Below are 16,429 nucleotides of genomic sequence, written 5' to 3' on the forward strand. Positions count from 1 at the left end.
AATATACTGGATTTTCAGGAGGAAGAACAGTGATCACCTATTTGAGATGCAATGAAGTCAGCATGGAGCACATTTCGCAGGCATTTTCGCTCGGATTCTCAGACTATTCCATTCGCCTGACCATGGAACAGGACGATTTCGCGGCACGTTTTTTCGGTCCAGAGGGTAATTCACGGAGCCACTCTTTCCTTGCCATGGATGAAGATCAGCCAATCGGCTTGATTCTCGGCGGTATCCGGCAGTTTGACGGGTACAAGACCATGCGTTGCGGTACGCTATGCATCGGTCCAGCTTACCGTGGCCAGGGTATTAGCAACAGGTTGCTCGAATTGCATAAACAAACGGCCATCTCCGCGGGCTGCCAGCAGCTATGGCTCGAAGTCATCAGAGATAATCATCGAGCTGTTCAATTTTATAAAAGGCACGGCTATCAGGCACGCTATACGCTGAAATATTATAACGCTATGCTCCCATCGGTCTCTCCCGCTCCTTCATCTTCGTACACTCTTAAAAAACTTATGTTTGATGATGTCGCAGATTTCCGTACAACCCTCACCGACTGTCACATCCATTGGCAAAGTGACACACCTTATTACGCCAACAGCACACAAGAAGTTTTTCTCGGCATCTATGCAGTCGATCAAACCCGACTCGGCATGATTGCTATGGGTGCTCAAGGTAAAATCAACTTTCTTTGGGTCGATCCCAAACATCGAAACCAAGGCCTTGGACGTACCCTACTTCATAAAGCGGCAGAAACCCAAAAGGTCGAGAAGGTATATATCTGCCTGTCCGACAATAACTCCCTTGAAGGCTTTATCCAAAAGGTAGGCTTCTCTAAGGACCCTATTGAGCAGTATGAAATGTATATACCCCTTCATAGATAATTGATATATTCTGATTTAACGAGTGCGCACATGCAAAGATCATCATATTTCCCCAACGTAAATTCATACTGGGACAGGATTCCTTCCTGCCGAAAGCCTGCTTTTTCAAGCAAACGCAAGGATTGCGTATTCTCCGGCTCTACTAGTGCCTGAATGCGGTTCAAGAGGAGGGTATTAAACCCATAGTCGATTACAGCTGCAAGTACCTCTGACATTAACCCTTGGCCCCAACAGGCTCTGGACAATTCATAACCCATTTCTGCTCGGTGATGACGTTGATCCCAGTTATGAAATCCGCAAGAACCGATGATTTTACCGTCCTTCGTTTGAAGAGCCCAGCGAATTCCCTGATCTGTCTCAAAAATCCGATCATACCAACGGATCTCTTCCAGTGCCTCTTCTTCAGACTCAAATGGGCTCACTCCATAAAACTTCATCACCTGTTCATCTGAAAAGTATTCCAACATGTCCTTGCTGTCCGTCGCTACCATTTTCCGTAATACAAGACGTTCGGTTGTTATAACCGGAAACTCACCTTTCATATTCTCACCCCTGTCCCCTTGTTCACTTTCGCCAGCTTTCCATTCATACCTACGCCTCCTAGTTCAATATTCGATTTCATTACTTTCTTCTTCCAATTATAAAGTAATTGAAAGAATACCTCTAAAGGGATATTTATAATTAGTTCTTTGTTTATAGAATGTTTTCCTAAAAATGGATGATAAAAAGACCGTTATATAAGGAGTGTGTCTTAAATTATGGAATATTAAAATGAGGTGTACGATTTGGAAGACCAGCACATATCACAGAATTCACAGGCAACAGCAAGAGAGAGGTACATTCGGCATGGGCAAAACTATGGAGAAACAAACAGAATGGCCGAAATATCAAAAACCTACGGTTCGTCTATTTTGTTTAGACGTTGGGGAGCAACGATTTTTGATTTCATATTTTTTATAATCGGTTATATTTGTTTTTTTATCTCGGTCATTCAGGTAACAGACAGATGGTTGTTGCCTTTAGCGATTGCTTCCCGTTGCATTCTGATTATAGCTTTCTTCTGCTATTATTTGCTTTTGGAAGGTTACACAGGCTATACGCTTGGCAAATTCGTTTTTCGTATTAAGGTGGTTAACGGAGAAGGAAACCCTCCTGGTTTTCTTAAATCACTCATTCGCACGCTGCTCAGGTTAATAGATACCAATCCATTGCTAATGGGTTCACTACCTGCTGGTATCAGCGTGTTAGTAACTGCATCAAGACAACGAATTGGTGATTTAGCCGCAGGTACATATGTGGTAAAGGTACGGGATTTAGAGCCGATTAGCAAAAAGGTAATGAGATGGTCGCTCTTTATATTTTTTACCGCAATGGTGATTTTGGGAGCCTCGTTTGTAAATGCTATTTTTGTACTGGCAAACAGTTACGAGTCCAATGAAGCTCCGGTAAGCAAGCAGGAACAGAGCTATGTAAGTAGAGATGGAAGATTTCAAATCTCAGCCCCGTTAGACTGGTCAACAGACCCGGACTGGGAAGGAAAAGCAGATATTGCGATATTCAATCCCTACATTCAAAAGTCTGTTATCGTACGATCCAATTCGAAGGAGAAATTGGGTAATGTAACGCGCCAGTACTACACAAAGAAAATCCAAAACAATATAACCAAAGAGTTTAATCTCTCTACGGTAGGACCTTCATCCAACACCACGATTCAAGGATATCCTGCCACTCAGTTCACGATTAAAGGACAGAAAGATGTAGACCGTTATGTCACCCATGTAGCTATTATTGAAACTGAAAATAATTTCTATCAGATCATCGGTTATACACCTGCATCAAAATATAGCCGTTTAAAGAAAGAACTTCATGACATTACCTATAGCTTTCGTGAGGTTCGACCATAGGCAACATGACTAGCAATGAGAGAATACGACGCAAAAAACAGGCGCTCCTTGGAGCCCTGTTTTTTTGCATACAACTACTCTTGATATCTATGATAAAATAGGCTGACACGTTCAGCGCCCTGCTCTATTATATTGTTCAGATGCACAACGAATTGAAAACCCTTTCAAAAATGCGATATAGTAAAACACCTTACATCACTAGATAAAGGAGGAGTCCTGATTTGTTTCCGCTCTCCGAAAGACAAGCCCAAGACATCGTAGACAAAATGATGAAGGATATTCCATACAACATCAATATTATGAATGAACGAGGCATCATCATTGGCAGCGGCGAGAGTGAACGAATCGGAACCATTCACCAGGGGGCTGTTCAGGCGCTCGAAACCGAGAAAATGATTGAAGTGTGGCAGGACGGACATTACGAGAAAAAGGGAACCAATGAACCAATTGTCATTCATCATGAGCTAGTCGGTGTCATTGGTATTTCAGGCAATCCTGACGAAGTGCGTCCTTTTTGCAATATTGTTAAAACTACGGTGTCTCTTCTGATTGAACAGCGCATTTCCTTGGAGCATTTGGCCCACGAGGCCAACCGTAAAAAATCCGTACTGGAAATGCTGTTAAATCATCAGGGAGCCTACACCCAAAAAATAAAAAAAGAAGCTGCTCAATATCACATTGATTTGCTTCTCAAAACTTCGGCTGTATATGTAAAGCATCTTCCTTCAGATCCTGCTCATTTGGCCGAGTTATCCAATATATTGATGCAGCACCCATCCTTTCGGATGGAGGAAGACAGTTATCTCATCCTGATACAAAATCAGGAACCAACCGCCAAACTGTTGGAACCACTTGTACGCAGCCATCCCGATGTGCTGCTTGCCATCAGCAGACAAGAACACAGCATTGCCAATGTTTATATGCAAGCCAAGTCCGCTATGAATGTTTTACTAGCACTGCGTCCGCCTGTGCAGATCGTTTCTTTTGTTGAAGTCGAATTTCTGGTCAAATTAAGCCAAACCAACCTGACCAACACGATTCATCTGGTTAGCAAGCTGGAAGATACCGTGGATTTGCTGGATACGCTGCGAAGCTTTATTAACCATAACGGCAGTGTCTCCTTCACCGCAGATGAATTAAACATTCACCGAAATACACTGCAATACCGCCTGAAGCGCATCCATACCTTAACTGGCAAAGATCCCCGGAATCTCCTTCAGCTTTTTGAGCTTACGCACGGCTTATTGGCGCTGTATCAATAAACTGCCGGATCACGCGAGAATCCGTTCATTTCTCATTGAATTGAAGTACTCTTGCGATATTCTCGCACGTACGCTCTACATTTTGCGGTCCTTCGGCCAGCAGCTTACCCAGCTCCGAGGCTCCCGGCACGATGCCAAACACTGCATCTATTCCTTCCTTGTACAGCGTGTCGATCCCTTCCCCGATATAACCTGCGACCGCAATGACCTTTTTGCCGGATTGTTTGGCTGCCTGAGCTACTCCGTACGGAGTTTTACCGAATTTGGTCTGAAAATCAATGCCGCCTTCCCCCGTCAATACGATATCGGCCGTGGCTAGCTTCTGCTTTAAGCCAGTGTATTCAATCACGATTTCAATGCCTTTTTGCAGCGTCGCCTGAGTAAAAATCAATAAGCCCGCACCCAAGCCACCTGCTGCACCTGCGCCCGGAAGATCGCGTACATCCTTGCCCAGCTGCTGCTTCACCATATCCGCATAATGGGCAAGATTGGCATCCAATTGCTGCACCATTTCTGGCGTTGCCCCTTTTTGCGGGCCGAATACACGGGATGCCCCATGCTCTCCGCAGAGCGGATTTGTCACATCACAGGCTACAATCAATTGCACCTGCTGCAAGCGGTCGTCCAGGGATGAAATATCAATACTAGCCAGCTCGCCCAGGCTGCCGCCGCCACGTGGAAGAGGATTGCCTGCTGCATCCAGAAATTTAGCCCCTAGCGCTTCTGCCATACCTGTACCGCCATCATTCGTTGCGCTTCCGCCAATGCCAATGATAATTTTCCGAATTCCCTGGTTCAGACACTCACGGATTAACTCTCCCGTGCCGTAGGTTGTTGTCTTTAACGGGTTTTTGTTGTCCTTATTAACCAGATGGATTCCGCTGGCAGATGCCATCTCGATTGCCGCAGTGGTGCCGTCTCCCAGCAAGCCGTATGCCGCATTTACAGGTTCTCCAAGCGGTCCGGTCACCTCCATGTAACGAAGCTGTCCGCCTGTCGCATCCACCAGTGATTGTACCGTTCCTTCACCGCCGTCTGCCATCGGAACGTGGACATAATGGGCTGTCGGATAGACCTTGCGCAGCCCTTTCTCCATTGCGATGCACACTTCCTTTGCCGTCATGCTTTCTTTAAAAGAGTCCGGTGCCAGTACAAATGTTTTCTCTCTCATTTTGTCACCCCATCGTGAATATTAAAGTATAAATCCATATATGATTGTTGCTACAATCGCCATAGTTCCGCCCACAATAGCCTCATAAGGGATCAATCCCATCCGTTGTTTAATGCTCATTTTCATGCTGTCTGCCGTAACGTGAAAATAGTTGCCCTGTGGTAAGGAATCAATGACGGTAGCTCCTGTATGCACCATTACAGCGGCGGCTAACGGGGCAGTCCCCATGTTCAAAATGGCTTCCCCAAACGAGCCAGTCGCCAAAATAACGCCCGTCGAGGTCGACGCTGTGGCAGCCGCCATCAGAATCCCTGCAAGCGGTGCCAAAAATGTGCCAGAAACTCCCGAAGCTTCAATCAAGCCAACTACCTGAGCAGATAAATTGGAGGCAGAGATCAGACCCGCAATCCCGCCTGCACCGATCAAGATAAGCACGGTTGCCGTCATTTTATTCAAACCGGAAGCCGAATACTTCAGAATATTGCGCCCTTGTCCCATGGCCAGCATACCCACAATCCCGGCAATCGGCAGAATGTACATTGCGTCGACCTTGAAATTCGACAGTGCTTCAATGCCAGAGATGGAACCAATCGGGTTAATCATCAGCAAAATAACGGCTACCACCGGAGCTACAATTGCCCGTCCCAATGCCGGGTACTTCGACGTATCGACATCACTATCCATAATATCCTGTTCGGATACCTTCACGCCCTTGTTTTTTAACATAGACGCCACCAGAACAGTCATGATTAATCCGCATATCGCGGGCACCACACCCGCCAACATAACGTGGCTTAAATCCAGATTAAACCCGCGTGCTGCCGCAATCGTATTGGGATTTGGAGAGATAATATTTCCCGCCTTTCCGCCTCCAGACAAGGCCAGCAGGAGAGCCAGCTTGGAAATCCCCATTTTGTTCCCAACCGACAAAGCAATAGGTGCCACGATTAGCACTGCGACGGGAATAAATACGCCTACTGCTGTAATAATCATCGTCGCTAACGCTAGGGCAAGGATCGCTTTACTGCCGCCAAACTTCTTTACAATAGCCTGTGCAATTGTCTCCGCTGCCCCAGACTCCATCATCACGCCTGCTAATACACCGGCCGCGAGCACACGAATGACCGTCCCCATCACACTTTGCGTACCACTAATTAACACGCTGATCGTTTGCTCCAGATTGGCTCCGCCCAATAAAGCGCCTACAATAGCTCCCAAAAATAAGGCGTAAACCGGATTCAGCTTTCTCAATATCAAAATAATTGCAATAGCCAGCCCTGCCAGAGCTCCTATCCAACTGATCGTTAACCCTTCCATCTGTCTAACCCCCCGGGCAATTTTTGATTACGCTTTCATTATATCGATTGCAGAGTGTGAATTATATTGAAGAACAGACGAAATTGATTGTGCATTTGCACAAAAAAACCGAACTGGCTTACAAAAATAATCTAATGAATACGCTTGCAAATTTAAAATTTTAGATTATAATACTTGTATACAAGTATACTTGATTGATGAGAAGGTGAATTTATGGTTCAGTCCAGTGAATTCTTATATCCCTCCAAATGGCTTCTAAAAGCCTCTGCTGGTGATCGTGTAACATCCGAGCTTAGAATGCGCATCATTTCTGGTGCAATTGAAAGCGGTACCATATTATCTGAAAATAAATTGGCTGCTGATTTTGCTGTAAGTCGCTCACCTATTCGTGAAGCGTTAAAAATACTGGCTTCCGAAAATATCATCCGCTTAGAAAGAATGGGTGCCGTTGTTATGGGGCTATCAGAGAAAGAAATAGAAGAAATTTATGATGTTCGTCTACTTATAGAATCCTTCGTATTTGAACGTCTTATAAAGATGGACACTCATGATTTAGCAAAGGAACTTAGTAAAATACTCGAAATGATGAAAGTAGCGGTCAAATACAGTGATGCCGATGAGTTTTCATATCAAGATGTCTTGTTCCATGAAACGATTATTCGTGCAGTTAATCATTCATACATCCTGATGATCTGGAATAATTTAAAGCCCGTGATGGAAAGCCTCATTCTTTTGTCCATGCGTATGCGCTTCAAAGAAAAGTATGAAGACTTTTCGCGGATTGTAAAAAATCATGAGCTTTATATTGAAGCAATCCAGGCAAAAGATAGAGACCTTATGATTAAGTCTTTACATGTAAACTTTGATGATGTTCAAGGTAAAGTAGAAGACTTATGGATGTCCCAACAACTGCTGTCCAAAGGAGTCGTGCCACCAAATGACTAACTACATGTTAGGTATAGATATCGGAACCACCAGTACAAAAGCTGTTTTATTTAGTGAAAAAGGCGAAGTTATCCAACAAGAAAATATCGGGTACCCGCTTTATACACCGGATATAGCTACAGCTGAACAAAACCCCGAGGAGATTTTTCAGGCAGTCCTACAAGCGACTTCGAATATCATGAAACATCACTCACAAAAAAAGCTATCGTTTGTTTCATTTAGCAGTGCTATGCATAGTGTCATTGCAATGGATGAACACGACCGCCCACTTACACCTTGTATCACTTGGGCAGATAATCGCAGCGAAGCGTGGGCACATCAAATAAAAGATGATTTGAACGGCCAAGAAGTCTATAGACGAACAGGAACACCCATTCACCCCATGTCACCCTTAACTAAAATAGCTTGGATTGTGAATGATCTTCCTGAAATCGCTATCAAGGTTAAAAAATATATCGGGATTAAAGAATATATTTTCAAAAAGCTCTTTGATCTATATGTTGTTGATTATTCCCTGGCTTCAGCCATGGGCATGATGAATCTCGAAAAGCTGGATTGGGATGAAGAGGCCTTAAAAATTGCGGGGATAACCCGTTCCCAACTATCTGAGCTCGTACCCACAACCAAAATATTTACCGACTGTAATTCAGTTTTAGCAAAAGAGATGGGTATCGATCCACAAACACCATTTGTCATTGGAGCCAGCGATGGGGTTCTCTCTAATCTAGGTGTCAATGCGATACGAAAAGGCGAAGTTGCCGTCACCATTGGGACAAGCGGTGCCATTCGAACCATCATAGACAAGCCACAAACAGACGAAAAGGGAAGAATATTTTGTTATGCGTTAACGGAAAAGCACTGGGTCATTGGCGGACCGGTAAATAACGGCGGGATGGTCCTTCGCTGGATTCGTGACGAGCTTGCCTCATCAGAAGTAGAAACAGCCAAACGACTAGGAATTGATCCATATGATGTGTTGACTAAAATTGCTGAACGCGTAAGGCCAGGATCTGATGGATTGTTATTCCACCCCTACCTCGCTGGTGAACGTGCACCCTTATGGAATCCAGACGTACGTGGCTCATTCTTCGGTTTAACGATGTCACATAAAAAGGAACATATGATTCGCGCAGCCTTAGAAGGAGTCATTTACAATTTATACACCGTATTTTTGGCCTTAACCGAATGCATGGACGGGCCAGTGACCCGAATCCAAGCTACAGGAGGCTTCGCAAGATCGGATGTTTGGCGGCAAATGATGTCTGATATATTCGCATCTGAAGTCGTCGTTCCAGAAAGCTACGAAAGTTCTTGTCTAGGAGCTTGTATTTTAGGCTTGTACGCCACCGGAAAAATCCAATCATTTGAAGTCGTCTCTGAAATGATTGGCAGTACCAACAAACATGCACCCAAAGAAGAAGCAACCAAGGAATATAGAAAGTTGCTGCCGATTTTCATTAACCTATCCAGAGTATTGGAAGACGATTATACACGGATTGCCAATTATCAAAGAAGCTTAATTAAACACTAAAAGGATAAATACAGGGGGTAATTACAATGCCATTAGTCGTTGTAGCGATTGGAATTTTAGCATTACTCGTTTTAATCATGGGCTTCAAATTAAACACCTTTATTTCCCTAATCATTGTATCGTTCGGCGTGGCCCTAGCCCTTGGAATGCCCTTAGAGGAAATTGTCAAAACCATTGAAGCCGGATTAGGCGGAACACTAGGCCACTTAGCGTTAATCTTTGGACTTGGGGCGATGTTAGGGAAGTTGATCGCTGATTCTGGGGGGGCCCAAAGAATTGCCATGACCCTCGTTGACAAATTTGGTGAAAAAAATATTCAATGGGCGGTCGTAGCCGCTTCATTCATTATCGGAATTGCGTTATTTTTTGAAGTAGGATTAGTATTGTTAATTCCAATCGTATTTGCCATTTCAAAAGAATTAAAGGTTTCTATCTTATATCTCGGTATTCCGATGGTCGCTGCTTTGTCCGTCACACACGGTTTCTTACCACCACATCCAGGACCAACCGTGATTGCTGGTGAATATGGCGCGAACCTTGGTGAGGTTTTACTTTATGGCTTCATTATTGCTATCCCAACCGTTATTTTGGCTGGTCCTGTATTTACGAAGCTTGCCAAAAAACTCGTACCTGCTTCATTTACGAAAACCGGTAACATTGCCTCTTTAGGTGAACAGAAAGTATTTAAGTCTGAGGAAACTCCTGGATTCGGAATCAGTGTATTTACTGCAATGCTTCCTGTCATTTTAATGTCGATTGCTACGATTATTACTTTGCTTCAAAAAACAATGGGATTTGAGGATAATAGTTTACTGGCAGCGATCCGTTTTATTGGTGATGCATCAACATCCATGTTGATTTCCTTGCTGGTTGCCGTCTACACCATGGGAATCGCAAGAAAAATTCCAATCAAAGATGTAATGGCATCTTGTACAACTGCTATTACTCATATTGGGATGATGCTCTTGATCATTGGGGGAGGCGGAGCCTTCAAACAAGTACTCATTAATGGCGGCGTAGGTGACTATGTAGCCGATTTATTCAATGGAACTACATTATCACCCATCCTGCTGGCCTGGATCATCGCTGCAATCTTACGTATTTCCCTGGGTTCTGCGACTGTTGCAGCTTTAACAACCGCTGGTTTAGTAATTCCGATGTTAGGACAATCCGACGTTAATCTTGCTTTAGTCGTGCTTGCCACAGGAGCGGGTAGCTTAATAGCTTCACATGTTAACGATGCCGGGTTCTGGATGTTTAAAGAGTATTTTGGTTTAAGCATGAAAGAAACCTTTGCCACATGGACATTGCTTGAGACCATTATTTCTGTAGCCGGATTAGGATTCATCTTAGTACTAAGTTTATTCGTATAAACCATGATTTCCGGGCGGTAGATCCCCCACTTATCTTTCTTAGAATCCTCTAAGTCGATAAGTGAGGATCTACTGCCTCTTTACAAACTGGAGTGATATTATACTTTTTCATTTTTGGACAATTGAACTGGTTACTTCTGTTGTTCCTTTGGCCTCACCATGTCCTGCACCAAATAGGTTCAATACCACCACGCCAATAACAATTAAAGCAATCCCTACGATACTCCCTGTATTGATTTTCTCCTTCCAAATCAATACTGAAATCACCGTTGTAGCAACAGCCCCCACCCCTGACCAGATGGCATAGGTCATATTAAGAGGAAGTGTCTTGAGGGTTAGTGAAATAAAGAAGAAAGAGATTACAAACGCGACAATCGTGAATAGAGTGGGATACAGTCTCGTAAAACCTTCTGAAGCTTTAAGCATTGAAGTACCAATAAGCTCACTAGCAATAGAGATTGCCAAGAAAAAATAAGCCATCATTCATTCTCCTTTATATATGTCTTTAATTCTTCTATAATTTTTTGCTTCAATTCTTCATTGGGAAGAGCAAGTCCAAACATTTCGGCAAACCACAAACCGTCTATAGCTAATCGGACAATCGTAGAACGGACCGGGTCCAATTCGTCGTTTTCGATTTTATTTTGGATATTTGCATACTCATCCTGAAGCAGCTTGAGCATTTGAGGGTTCGTAAATTGTGCTGCCGAGAGAGCGGTAAATAGGTCACTTGCGTCCTGATCCCCGGAAAATGACGTATTCATATAAGCACGAGTCCATCTACCTTGGGAATGTGTATCGTTTTCTGCCCTTTCATTAAATTCGGTGATAAAGCTGGTCGATAGCTGTTCAACCATCCCCAGAATCAATTCATCTTTATTCGGAAAATGGTAAAGCAATCCTCCCTTACTTACTCCCGCTTTCTTAGCCACCGCTTCTAACGTTAATTTTTCTACTCCTTCTTCTTGTACAATTATAGAAGCCGCTTTAAGGATTAATTCTCTTTTTAATGTTTTTTTAGTTGTATTCATTCTGATCACCACCCATTTTACTATACCGTCCAGACGGTTTTGTTTCAATCAAAAGATACGTTTAAGCTAAATAAAAAGAAGCCTTGGGCGTGTAACATTTCAGCCAAGACTTCTTCAAATAAACAACTACCCAGCCCGGATATTTAGCAAAAGTCCGCATCTGTTGGGTTTTAAGTGCCACCTATAGCTTATCTCTTCAGATACTGTCTCAGCCATTGGAGCGCAGGACGTTCCGTGCCGTTAGAGTTCAGCAGATGTGTACCATCTTTCCAAGTTTGTCCTTGGATATACCCCCAAAGCGTAACTCCCTTCACTGAGGGGTTTTGCCAAAGGACTGGAAACTTCTCTTTGTATCTGGCAAGTTGAGTATTATCATCCCCAGTTATATCCAGTTCCGACACATAGATCGGTAACCCGGTCGCCGACAGCTTATTTAGTACAGTATTCATCGTGTTGACTGAGACGTTGTCCATACTGAAATGGTGGCATTGAATGCCAATACCGTCAATCAGGCCTCTACTCTTGAGCTGATTAATAATATTGACATATTGGTCGGCTAAAGAAGGGTCGTTGATAATACCATAATCATTTATATGCAGTTTGGCATTCGGGAAAGCTTGTCTAGCCTGTTGAAACGACCATATGACCCAATCCCATCCGGTCGACCCGTCACCACCAATGGCATTGCGGTAGGACGGCTTCTGATGCAACGGCTCATTCACCACATCTACAAACGCCGCATTCGGATAGCGCTGACCTGCTGCTTTAATCCACTGAGTCACTTCCGCTTTCTGATCAGCAGCCGACAGTCCTTTAACCCATCCTGGCTCCTGGGCACCCCATACCAACGTATGGAACTTGAACGGGAAACCATTGCTACGGGCATAATTGTAGGCGGTATCCGCCTGCGACCAGTTCATGTTGTTACGACTGCCTTCAACCGATTCCCACTTAGTCGAGTTCTCCGGCGTCACTTGATTCCAGTATGTCCCGTAACTAGGAGGGACACTGCCCGCAATGATATTCCCCAGAAATTTGCTTCCATTTGCCAGGCCAGCATCAGCCTGGTTGACCAGAACAGATGATAACAACACACCCGCCAACGCCAAACTGCTCACCAGCTTGCCCACTTTAGTTCTTAACATAAAATCTCCTCCTCACACGTATAATTTGATAATACTCTTACTCAATAATTTAAGCGCTTACATTTCCAATTATAAGAATGAATAGTTGTTTTCTGCTACATGTGAAAGTATAGATTTTACCCGAAAAATCTTACATCATTGCAGAACAGCCACAACACGAATCCCAAACAACTCTGAAACGAAAAGAAAAGGCTGCTGCGAAAAGTGATATACCCCCTTCACAGTAGTAGGTTTTATTATTCAACCTGTCTATCTTCTTGGGAGCATATCACCTGAAGACCGCTCCTTAATTATTTAAGGATTAAGCGCTCTTGCAATCGCGTCTACATAACTTTGGCTGGCGCGTTGACTTACTTCTGCTTGAGGAACCATCCCTTCAAAATTGTGGAATGTGCCGGGATACAGATGAAATTCGACGTCAACGCCCGCTTGGGCAAGGCGTGCCACATATTCGATCGTCTCATCTCGGAATAGATCGAGCTGCCCTACGCACGTGTAGGTCGGCGGCAGACCAGCCAAGCTTTCTGCTCTCGACGGCACCGCATATGGGGAAACCTCGCTATCTTCGGTACGATTACCCAAGTACATGTTCCAGGCCGTCAAGTTGTTCTTCCGGCTCCATGGTGCATTATCGGCCGTAATTTCATGACTTGATGCCGTAACATTGCGGTCGTCGATCATCGGATATAGCGGCATTTGGAAGATAAGGGCTGGTCCGCCTTTGTCACGAGCCATTAAAGCAAGTGCTGCGGTTAGACCGCCACCCCCGCTTGCACCAGCAATTGCGACCCGGTCCAAGTCGATGCCCAGCAGCTCAGCTTCATCGGTCATCCACGTCAAAGCGGCATAACAGTCATCGATGGCAGCTGGGTAGGGGTGCTCGGGAGCAAGTCGATAATCGACCGATACGACGACGCAATTAGCCGCCTGCACGAAGCGTTCGCACAAAGCATCGTCCATATCAGGATGCCCCATTACATAGCCTCCCCCGTGAATCCACAGCATGGCCGGAAGCTTAACGTCAGTTCGCTGGGCAGGTTCGTAGATTTTGACTAATATCTCGCCTGCAACGCTCGGAATCATCCGGCTTGTCGTGCGTACGTGTTCCGACTGCTCAATAGGCGGACTCGACAAATAACTTCTGCTCAGTTCTAAATTCTCCTCCAGTTGAAAACCGGGGAATTGTGCAATTACTGACCTTAATTCTGGTAATAAACGATTTTCAAAATCCATGCGAATCACTCCTATGTTAGGTTATTTTATAGTCTTTTTTCCGTCTCCGCTTCCCACTTGGCTATTTCCTTCCGCACTCGGGGTGCTACCTCTGTTCCAAGTAGCTCAATGGCTCTCATCACCTCGGCATGCGGCATCGTGCTTAATGGAACATACAGCATAAAGCGTGTAACACCAACATGCTTGCGAAGATGAATGATCTTCTGAGCAACCGTCTCGGGATCGCCAACATACAGCGCACCTTCAAAGCTGCGCGCGGCATCATAGCTGGAACGATCATAATGCGCCCAGCCTCGCTCCCTACCCAATCTATTCATACCTGCCATCGTAGAGGGGAAATATGTATCTGCCGCTCGCTCATTATTCTCTCCGACAAATCCTATCGAGTGCGACCCAACCCTAAGCTGCGATTCATCATGACCAGCGTGCGCTGCTGCTTTCTTATAAAGCTGGACAAGCGGTGCAAAATTTATCGGGTTTCCTCCAATGATCGCCAGCATCAAGGGCAGTCCTAACAGACCTGCACGAATAGCAGAATCCTGCCTTCCCCCGCTGCCTACCCATATTGGTAAAGGGTTCTGAACTGGCCGTGGATACACGCCCAAATTGTTAATGGCTGGCCGATGACCGCCCTTCCAGATTACCTTTTCGGACTCCCGTATTTTAAGGAGAAGTTCCAAATGTTGTTCAAACAGCTCATCATAGTCATCCAAGTCATAGCCGAACAGAGGAAAAGACTCAATAAAAGAACCCCGACCCGCCATAATCTCGGCACGTCCATTTGAAATACCATCCAGCGTAGCAAAGTCTTGAAAAACGCGCACCGGATCAGCTGAAGAAAGCACCGTCACTGCACTGGTTAGCCGAATCCGTTGTGTCTGCGCTGCAGCCGCGGACAGCACCATTGCTGGTGACGATGCCGAATAATCCTTTCGATGATGCTCACCTACACCAAACACATCAAGTCCCACTTGATCAGCAAGGATAATTTCCTCGACAACTTCACGCAACCGCTGTGCGTGACTTATCACTTCGCCTGTCTGAACATCAGGCTTTGTCTCTACAAACGAGGTAATACCTATCTCCATGGTCTATCTCTCCCGTTCTAATAGCTTTCTTTGTGTGCCAATTGAATAACAATAAAATATCATACCAAACGGTATGTTATTTTCCCCAGTAAATATAACTCACAAAAAAGAATACTGTCAACAATCATAGTAAATCCACTTTGATTATTCTTTCATATGCACCTCCTCTTTTCGGGAAAGACCAACCTTCATTTGACAATTTTAAGGACTAATTATAAGATAATAACGTACCAATTGGTAATAAAATGAATGTCACTGAACATTATAATCAGATACATGGAGCCATTAAGAATAAAATCATGAGTTAACGAGAGGTATTGTTATGGGACGAATCCGCGAATTTGACGAAGAGAAAGTTTTAGATGCAGCTATGCAAATATTTTGGGAAAAGGGATATGAAGCCACCTCATTAAGTGATTTAACTTCCAGAATGGAAATTCAACGCCCCAGTATATATTCCACTTTTGGGGGCAAAAAAGAATTGTTCGAAGCCGCGCTACGCAAATACACGATGTCCCGTGCTTCTTTAATCCGAACCAAACTTCAAAGCATTCCATCTGTAAAAGAAGCATTTCGTACTTTTTTTGAGGGTGTGGTTGAAGAGGAGTATGCGGAAAATCCTAGAAAAGGATGCTTTTGCATTAATACAATGGTTGAACTTGCGCCCCATGATGAGAAGTTTGAAATTCTTACAAGGGAGCATCAAATGTACCTGGCGGTCATTTTTCAAGAAACCATTGAACGAGGGATACAATCAGGTGAGCTTGAGATCGGACTAGATGCGAAGGCTGTATCACAGGCATTAGTTGTATCGTTAATTGGTCTGACCGTCATGATAAAGTCTCGTCCAGAGCGATCATTTATTGATAATACAATAGAAGTAACACTGACACTGCTTAAGTAATTTGGAATGGATTCATTTTAGCGGATAGCAATCTCTATACGACAGTTTAAAGGGCACCCAGTCGGGTGCCCTTTGTGCGTAACACAAGTTTTCACATATGCCGAGATAAAACATGCGTTACAATTGCGGATAAGTATGGAGGTTTTATTAATGTCCGCGATGTTTTTCCTTCGCTTTTTTCTCCTTTAATTCCCTTATCCGTGCCTTCATAGATTCCCTTTGCTGTTTAGAGTAGGTACGTTTCTCCAACTTGCGCTTCTCATACTCTAACTTTAAGGCCTCTTGTGCATTGGAAGAGACTCCCTTCCGCCTTAATTCATACGCTGCCTGCCTTGCTAGCCGCTTTGGATTGACCTTCTTCGTTTCAGACCCCTTTACAGCCACCTCTTGTGACAGCCGACTAACAAGTTCACACATTTCCTCTCGGATAAAATGGAGAATTTCTTCGTCTTTAGGCTCTGTACCAAAAATGTACCTGGCTGCCTTCAATTTCCCTTGGTCCTGCTCCTCCACGACTCCAACCCAATACTGTCCATCATGATAAATCGTAAGCTTCATTTGAATCCCCCTCATTTTAAATCGAAACGATGGACATCCCGAGGGGGGAAGGTCACTGACACGGCACTCTTGCAGAGTCG

The 16,429-nt window shown here is 44.4% G+C and carries 16 protein-coding genes; 7 read left to right on the plus strand and 9 right to left on the minus strand.

What is annotated here, in order from left to right; translation table 11 throughout:
* Window positions 1-29: 29 nt before the first annotated feature.
* Complete coding sequence (locus PPM_RS25900; protein ID WP_013373821.1) at window positions 30-887, plus strand: GNAT family N-acetyltransferase; 858 nt, start codon at window positions 30-32, stop codon at window positions 885-887.
* Here PPM_RS25900 and PPM_RS25905 read toward each other — a convergent pair.
* Complete coding sequence (locus PPM_RS25905; RefSeq protein ID WP_013373822.1) at window positions 878-1,429, minus strand: GNAT family N-acetyltransferase; 552 nt, start codon at window positions 1,427-1,429, stop codon at window positions 878-880. The genes PPM_RS25900 and PPM_RS25905 overlap by 10 nt on opposite strands.
* 243 nt (window positions 1,430-1,672) lie before the next feature.
* Between PPM_RS25905 and PPM_RS25910 the strand changes: the two genes are divergently transcribed.
* Together PPM_RS25910 and PPM_RS25915 are read left to right on the plus strand one after the other, a co-directional pair.
* A complete protein-coding gene (locus PPM_RS25910; RefSeq protein WP_043886074.1) occupies window positions 1,673-2,791 on the plus strand; it encodes an RDD family protein in 1,119 nt (372 codons plus the stop codon).
* A gap of 221 nt (window positions 2,792-3,012) precedes the next feature.
* Complete coding sequence (locus PPM_RS25915) at window positions 3,013-4,053, plus strand: CdaR family transcriptional regulator (RefSeq protein WP_013373824.1); 1,041 nt, start codon at window positions 3,013-3,015, stop codon at window positions 4,051-4,053.
* A gap of 25 nt (window positions 4,054-4,078) precedes the next feature.
* Here the strand turns inward: PPM_RS25915 and PPM_RS25920 are convergent, their stop codons facing one another.
* Together PPM_RS25920 and PPM_RS25925 are read right to left on the minus strand one after the other, a co-directional pair.
* Window positions 4,079-5,224: a glycerate kinase gene (locus PPM_RS25920; protein ID WP_013373825.1), complete on the minus strand. Its 1,146-nt coding sequence runs from the start codon at window positions 5,222-5,224 to the stop codon at window positions 4,079-4,081.
* Window positions 5,225-5,245: 21 nt separating this feature from the next.
* On the minus strand, window positions 5,246-6,541 hold the full coding sequence (locus PPM_RS25925) for a GntP family permease (protein WP_013373826.1): 1,296 nt from the start codon (window positions 6,539-6,541) through the stop codon (window positions 5,246-5,248).
* A gap of 213 nt (window positions 6,542-6,754) precedes the next feature.
* Here PPM_RS25925 and PPM_RS25930 point away from each other — a divergent pair, with 213 nt between their 5' ends.
* Genes PPM_RS25930 through PPM_RS25940 form a run of 3 tightly spaced genes read left to right on the plus strand, consistent with a single transcriptional unit; the run spans window position 6,755 to window position 10,390 of the window.
* On the plus strand, window positions 6,755-7,486 hold the full coding sequence (locus PPM_RS25930) for a GntR family transcriptional regulator (protein WP_013373828.1): 732 nt from the start codon (window positions 6,755-6,757) through the stop codon (window positions 7,484-7,486).
* Complete coding sequence (gene gntK, locus PPM_RS25935; protein ID WP_013373829.1) at window positions 7,479-9,017, plus strand: gluconokinase; 1,539 nt, start codon at window positions 7,479-7,481, stop codon at window positions 9,015-9,017. Before PPM_RS25930 ends, gntK begins: the two co-directional genes overlap by 8 nt.
* A 26-nt stretch (window positions 9,018-9,043) precedes the next feature.
* Window positions 9,044-10,390, plus strand: coding sequence for a GntP family permease (locus PPM_RS25940; protein WP_013373830.1), 1,347 nt, complete (start codon window positions 9,044-9,046; stop codon window positions 10,388-10,390).
* A 108-nt stretch (window positions 10,391-10,498) separates the two neighbouring features.
* Here PPM_RS25940 and PPM_RS25945 read toward each other — a convergent pair whose 3' ends face one another.
* From PPM_RS25945 to PPM_RS25965, 5 genes are all read right to left on the minus strand, one after another.
* Window positions 10,499-10,870, minus strand: a complete 372-nt coding sequence (locus PPM_RS25945) for a DMT family transporter (RefSeq protein ID WP_019689038.1) — start codon at window positions 10,868-10,870, stop codon at window positions 10,499-10,501.
* A complete protein-coding gene (locus PPM_RS25950; RefSeq protein ID WP_016324912.1) occupies window positions 10,870-11,421 on the minus strand; it encodes a TetR/AcrR family transcriptional regulator in 552 nt (183 codons plus the stop codon). The genes PPM_RS25945 and PPM_RS25950 overlap by 1 nt, the downstream gene beginning before the upstream one ends.
* A gap of 188 nt (window positions 11,422-11,609) precedes the next feature.
* Complete coding sequence (locus tag PPM_RS25955; RefSeq protein WP_013373834.1) at window positions 11,610-12,566, minus strand: endo-1,4-beta-xylanase; 957 nt, start codon at window positions 12,564-12,566, stop codon at window positions 11,610-11,612.
* Between the two features lie 294 nt (window positions 12,567-12,860).
* The gene (locus PPM_RS25960) at window positions 12,861-13,799 is read right to left on the minus strand and encodes an alpha/beta hydrolase (RefSeq protein WP_016324913.1); all 939 of its coding nucleotides are present in this window, start codon (window positions 13,797-13,799) and stop codon (window positions 12,861-12,863) included.
* 26 nt (window positions 13,800-13,825) lie between these two features.
* Complete coding sequence (locus PPM_RS25965; RefSeq protein ID WP_016324914.1) at window positions 13,826-14,887, minus strand: LLM class flavin-dependent oxidoreductase; 1,062 nt, start codon at window positions 14,885-14,887, stop codon at window positions 13,826-13,828.
* Window positions 14,888-15,209: 322 nt separating this feature from the next.
* On the opposite strand from PPM_RS25965, the gene PPM_RS25970 reads away from it, so the two are divergent.
* Window positions 15,210-15,791 carry a TetR/AcrR family transcriptional regulator gene (locus PPM_RS25970; RefSeq protein ID WP_016324915.1) on the plus strand — a complete coding sequence of 194 codons (582 nt, stop codon included), beginning with the start codon at window positions 15,210-15,212 and terminating at the stop codon, window positions 15,789-15,791.
* Window positions 15,792-15,938: 147 nt separating this feature from the next.
* On the opposite strand, the gene PPM_RS25975 is transcribed toward PPM_RS25970, so the two are convergent.
* Window positions 15,939-16,349 carry a YjdF family protein gene (locus PPM_RS25975; RefSeq protein WP_016324916.1) on the minus strand — a complete coding sequence of 137 codons (411 nt, stop codon included), beginning with the start codon at window positions 16,347-16,349 and terminating at the stop codon, window positions 15,939-15,941.
* Window positions 16,350-16,429 lie beyond the last annotated feature (80 nt).

Source organism: Paenibacillus polymyxa M1, assembly GCF_000237325.1.
Classification (GTDB): Bacteria; Bacillota; Bacilli; order Paenibacillales; family Paenibacillaceae; genus Paenibacillus; species Paenibacillus polymyxa_C.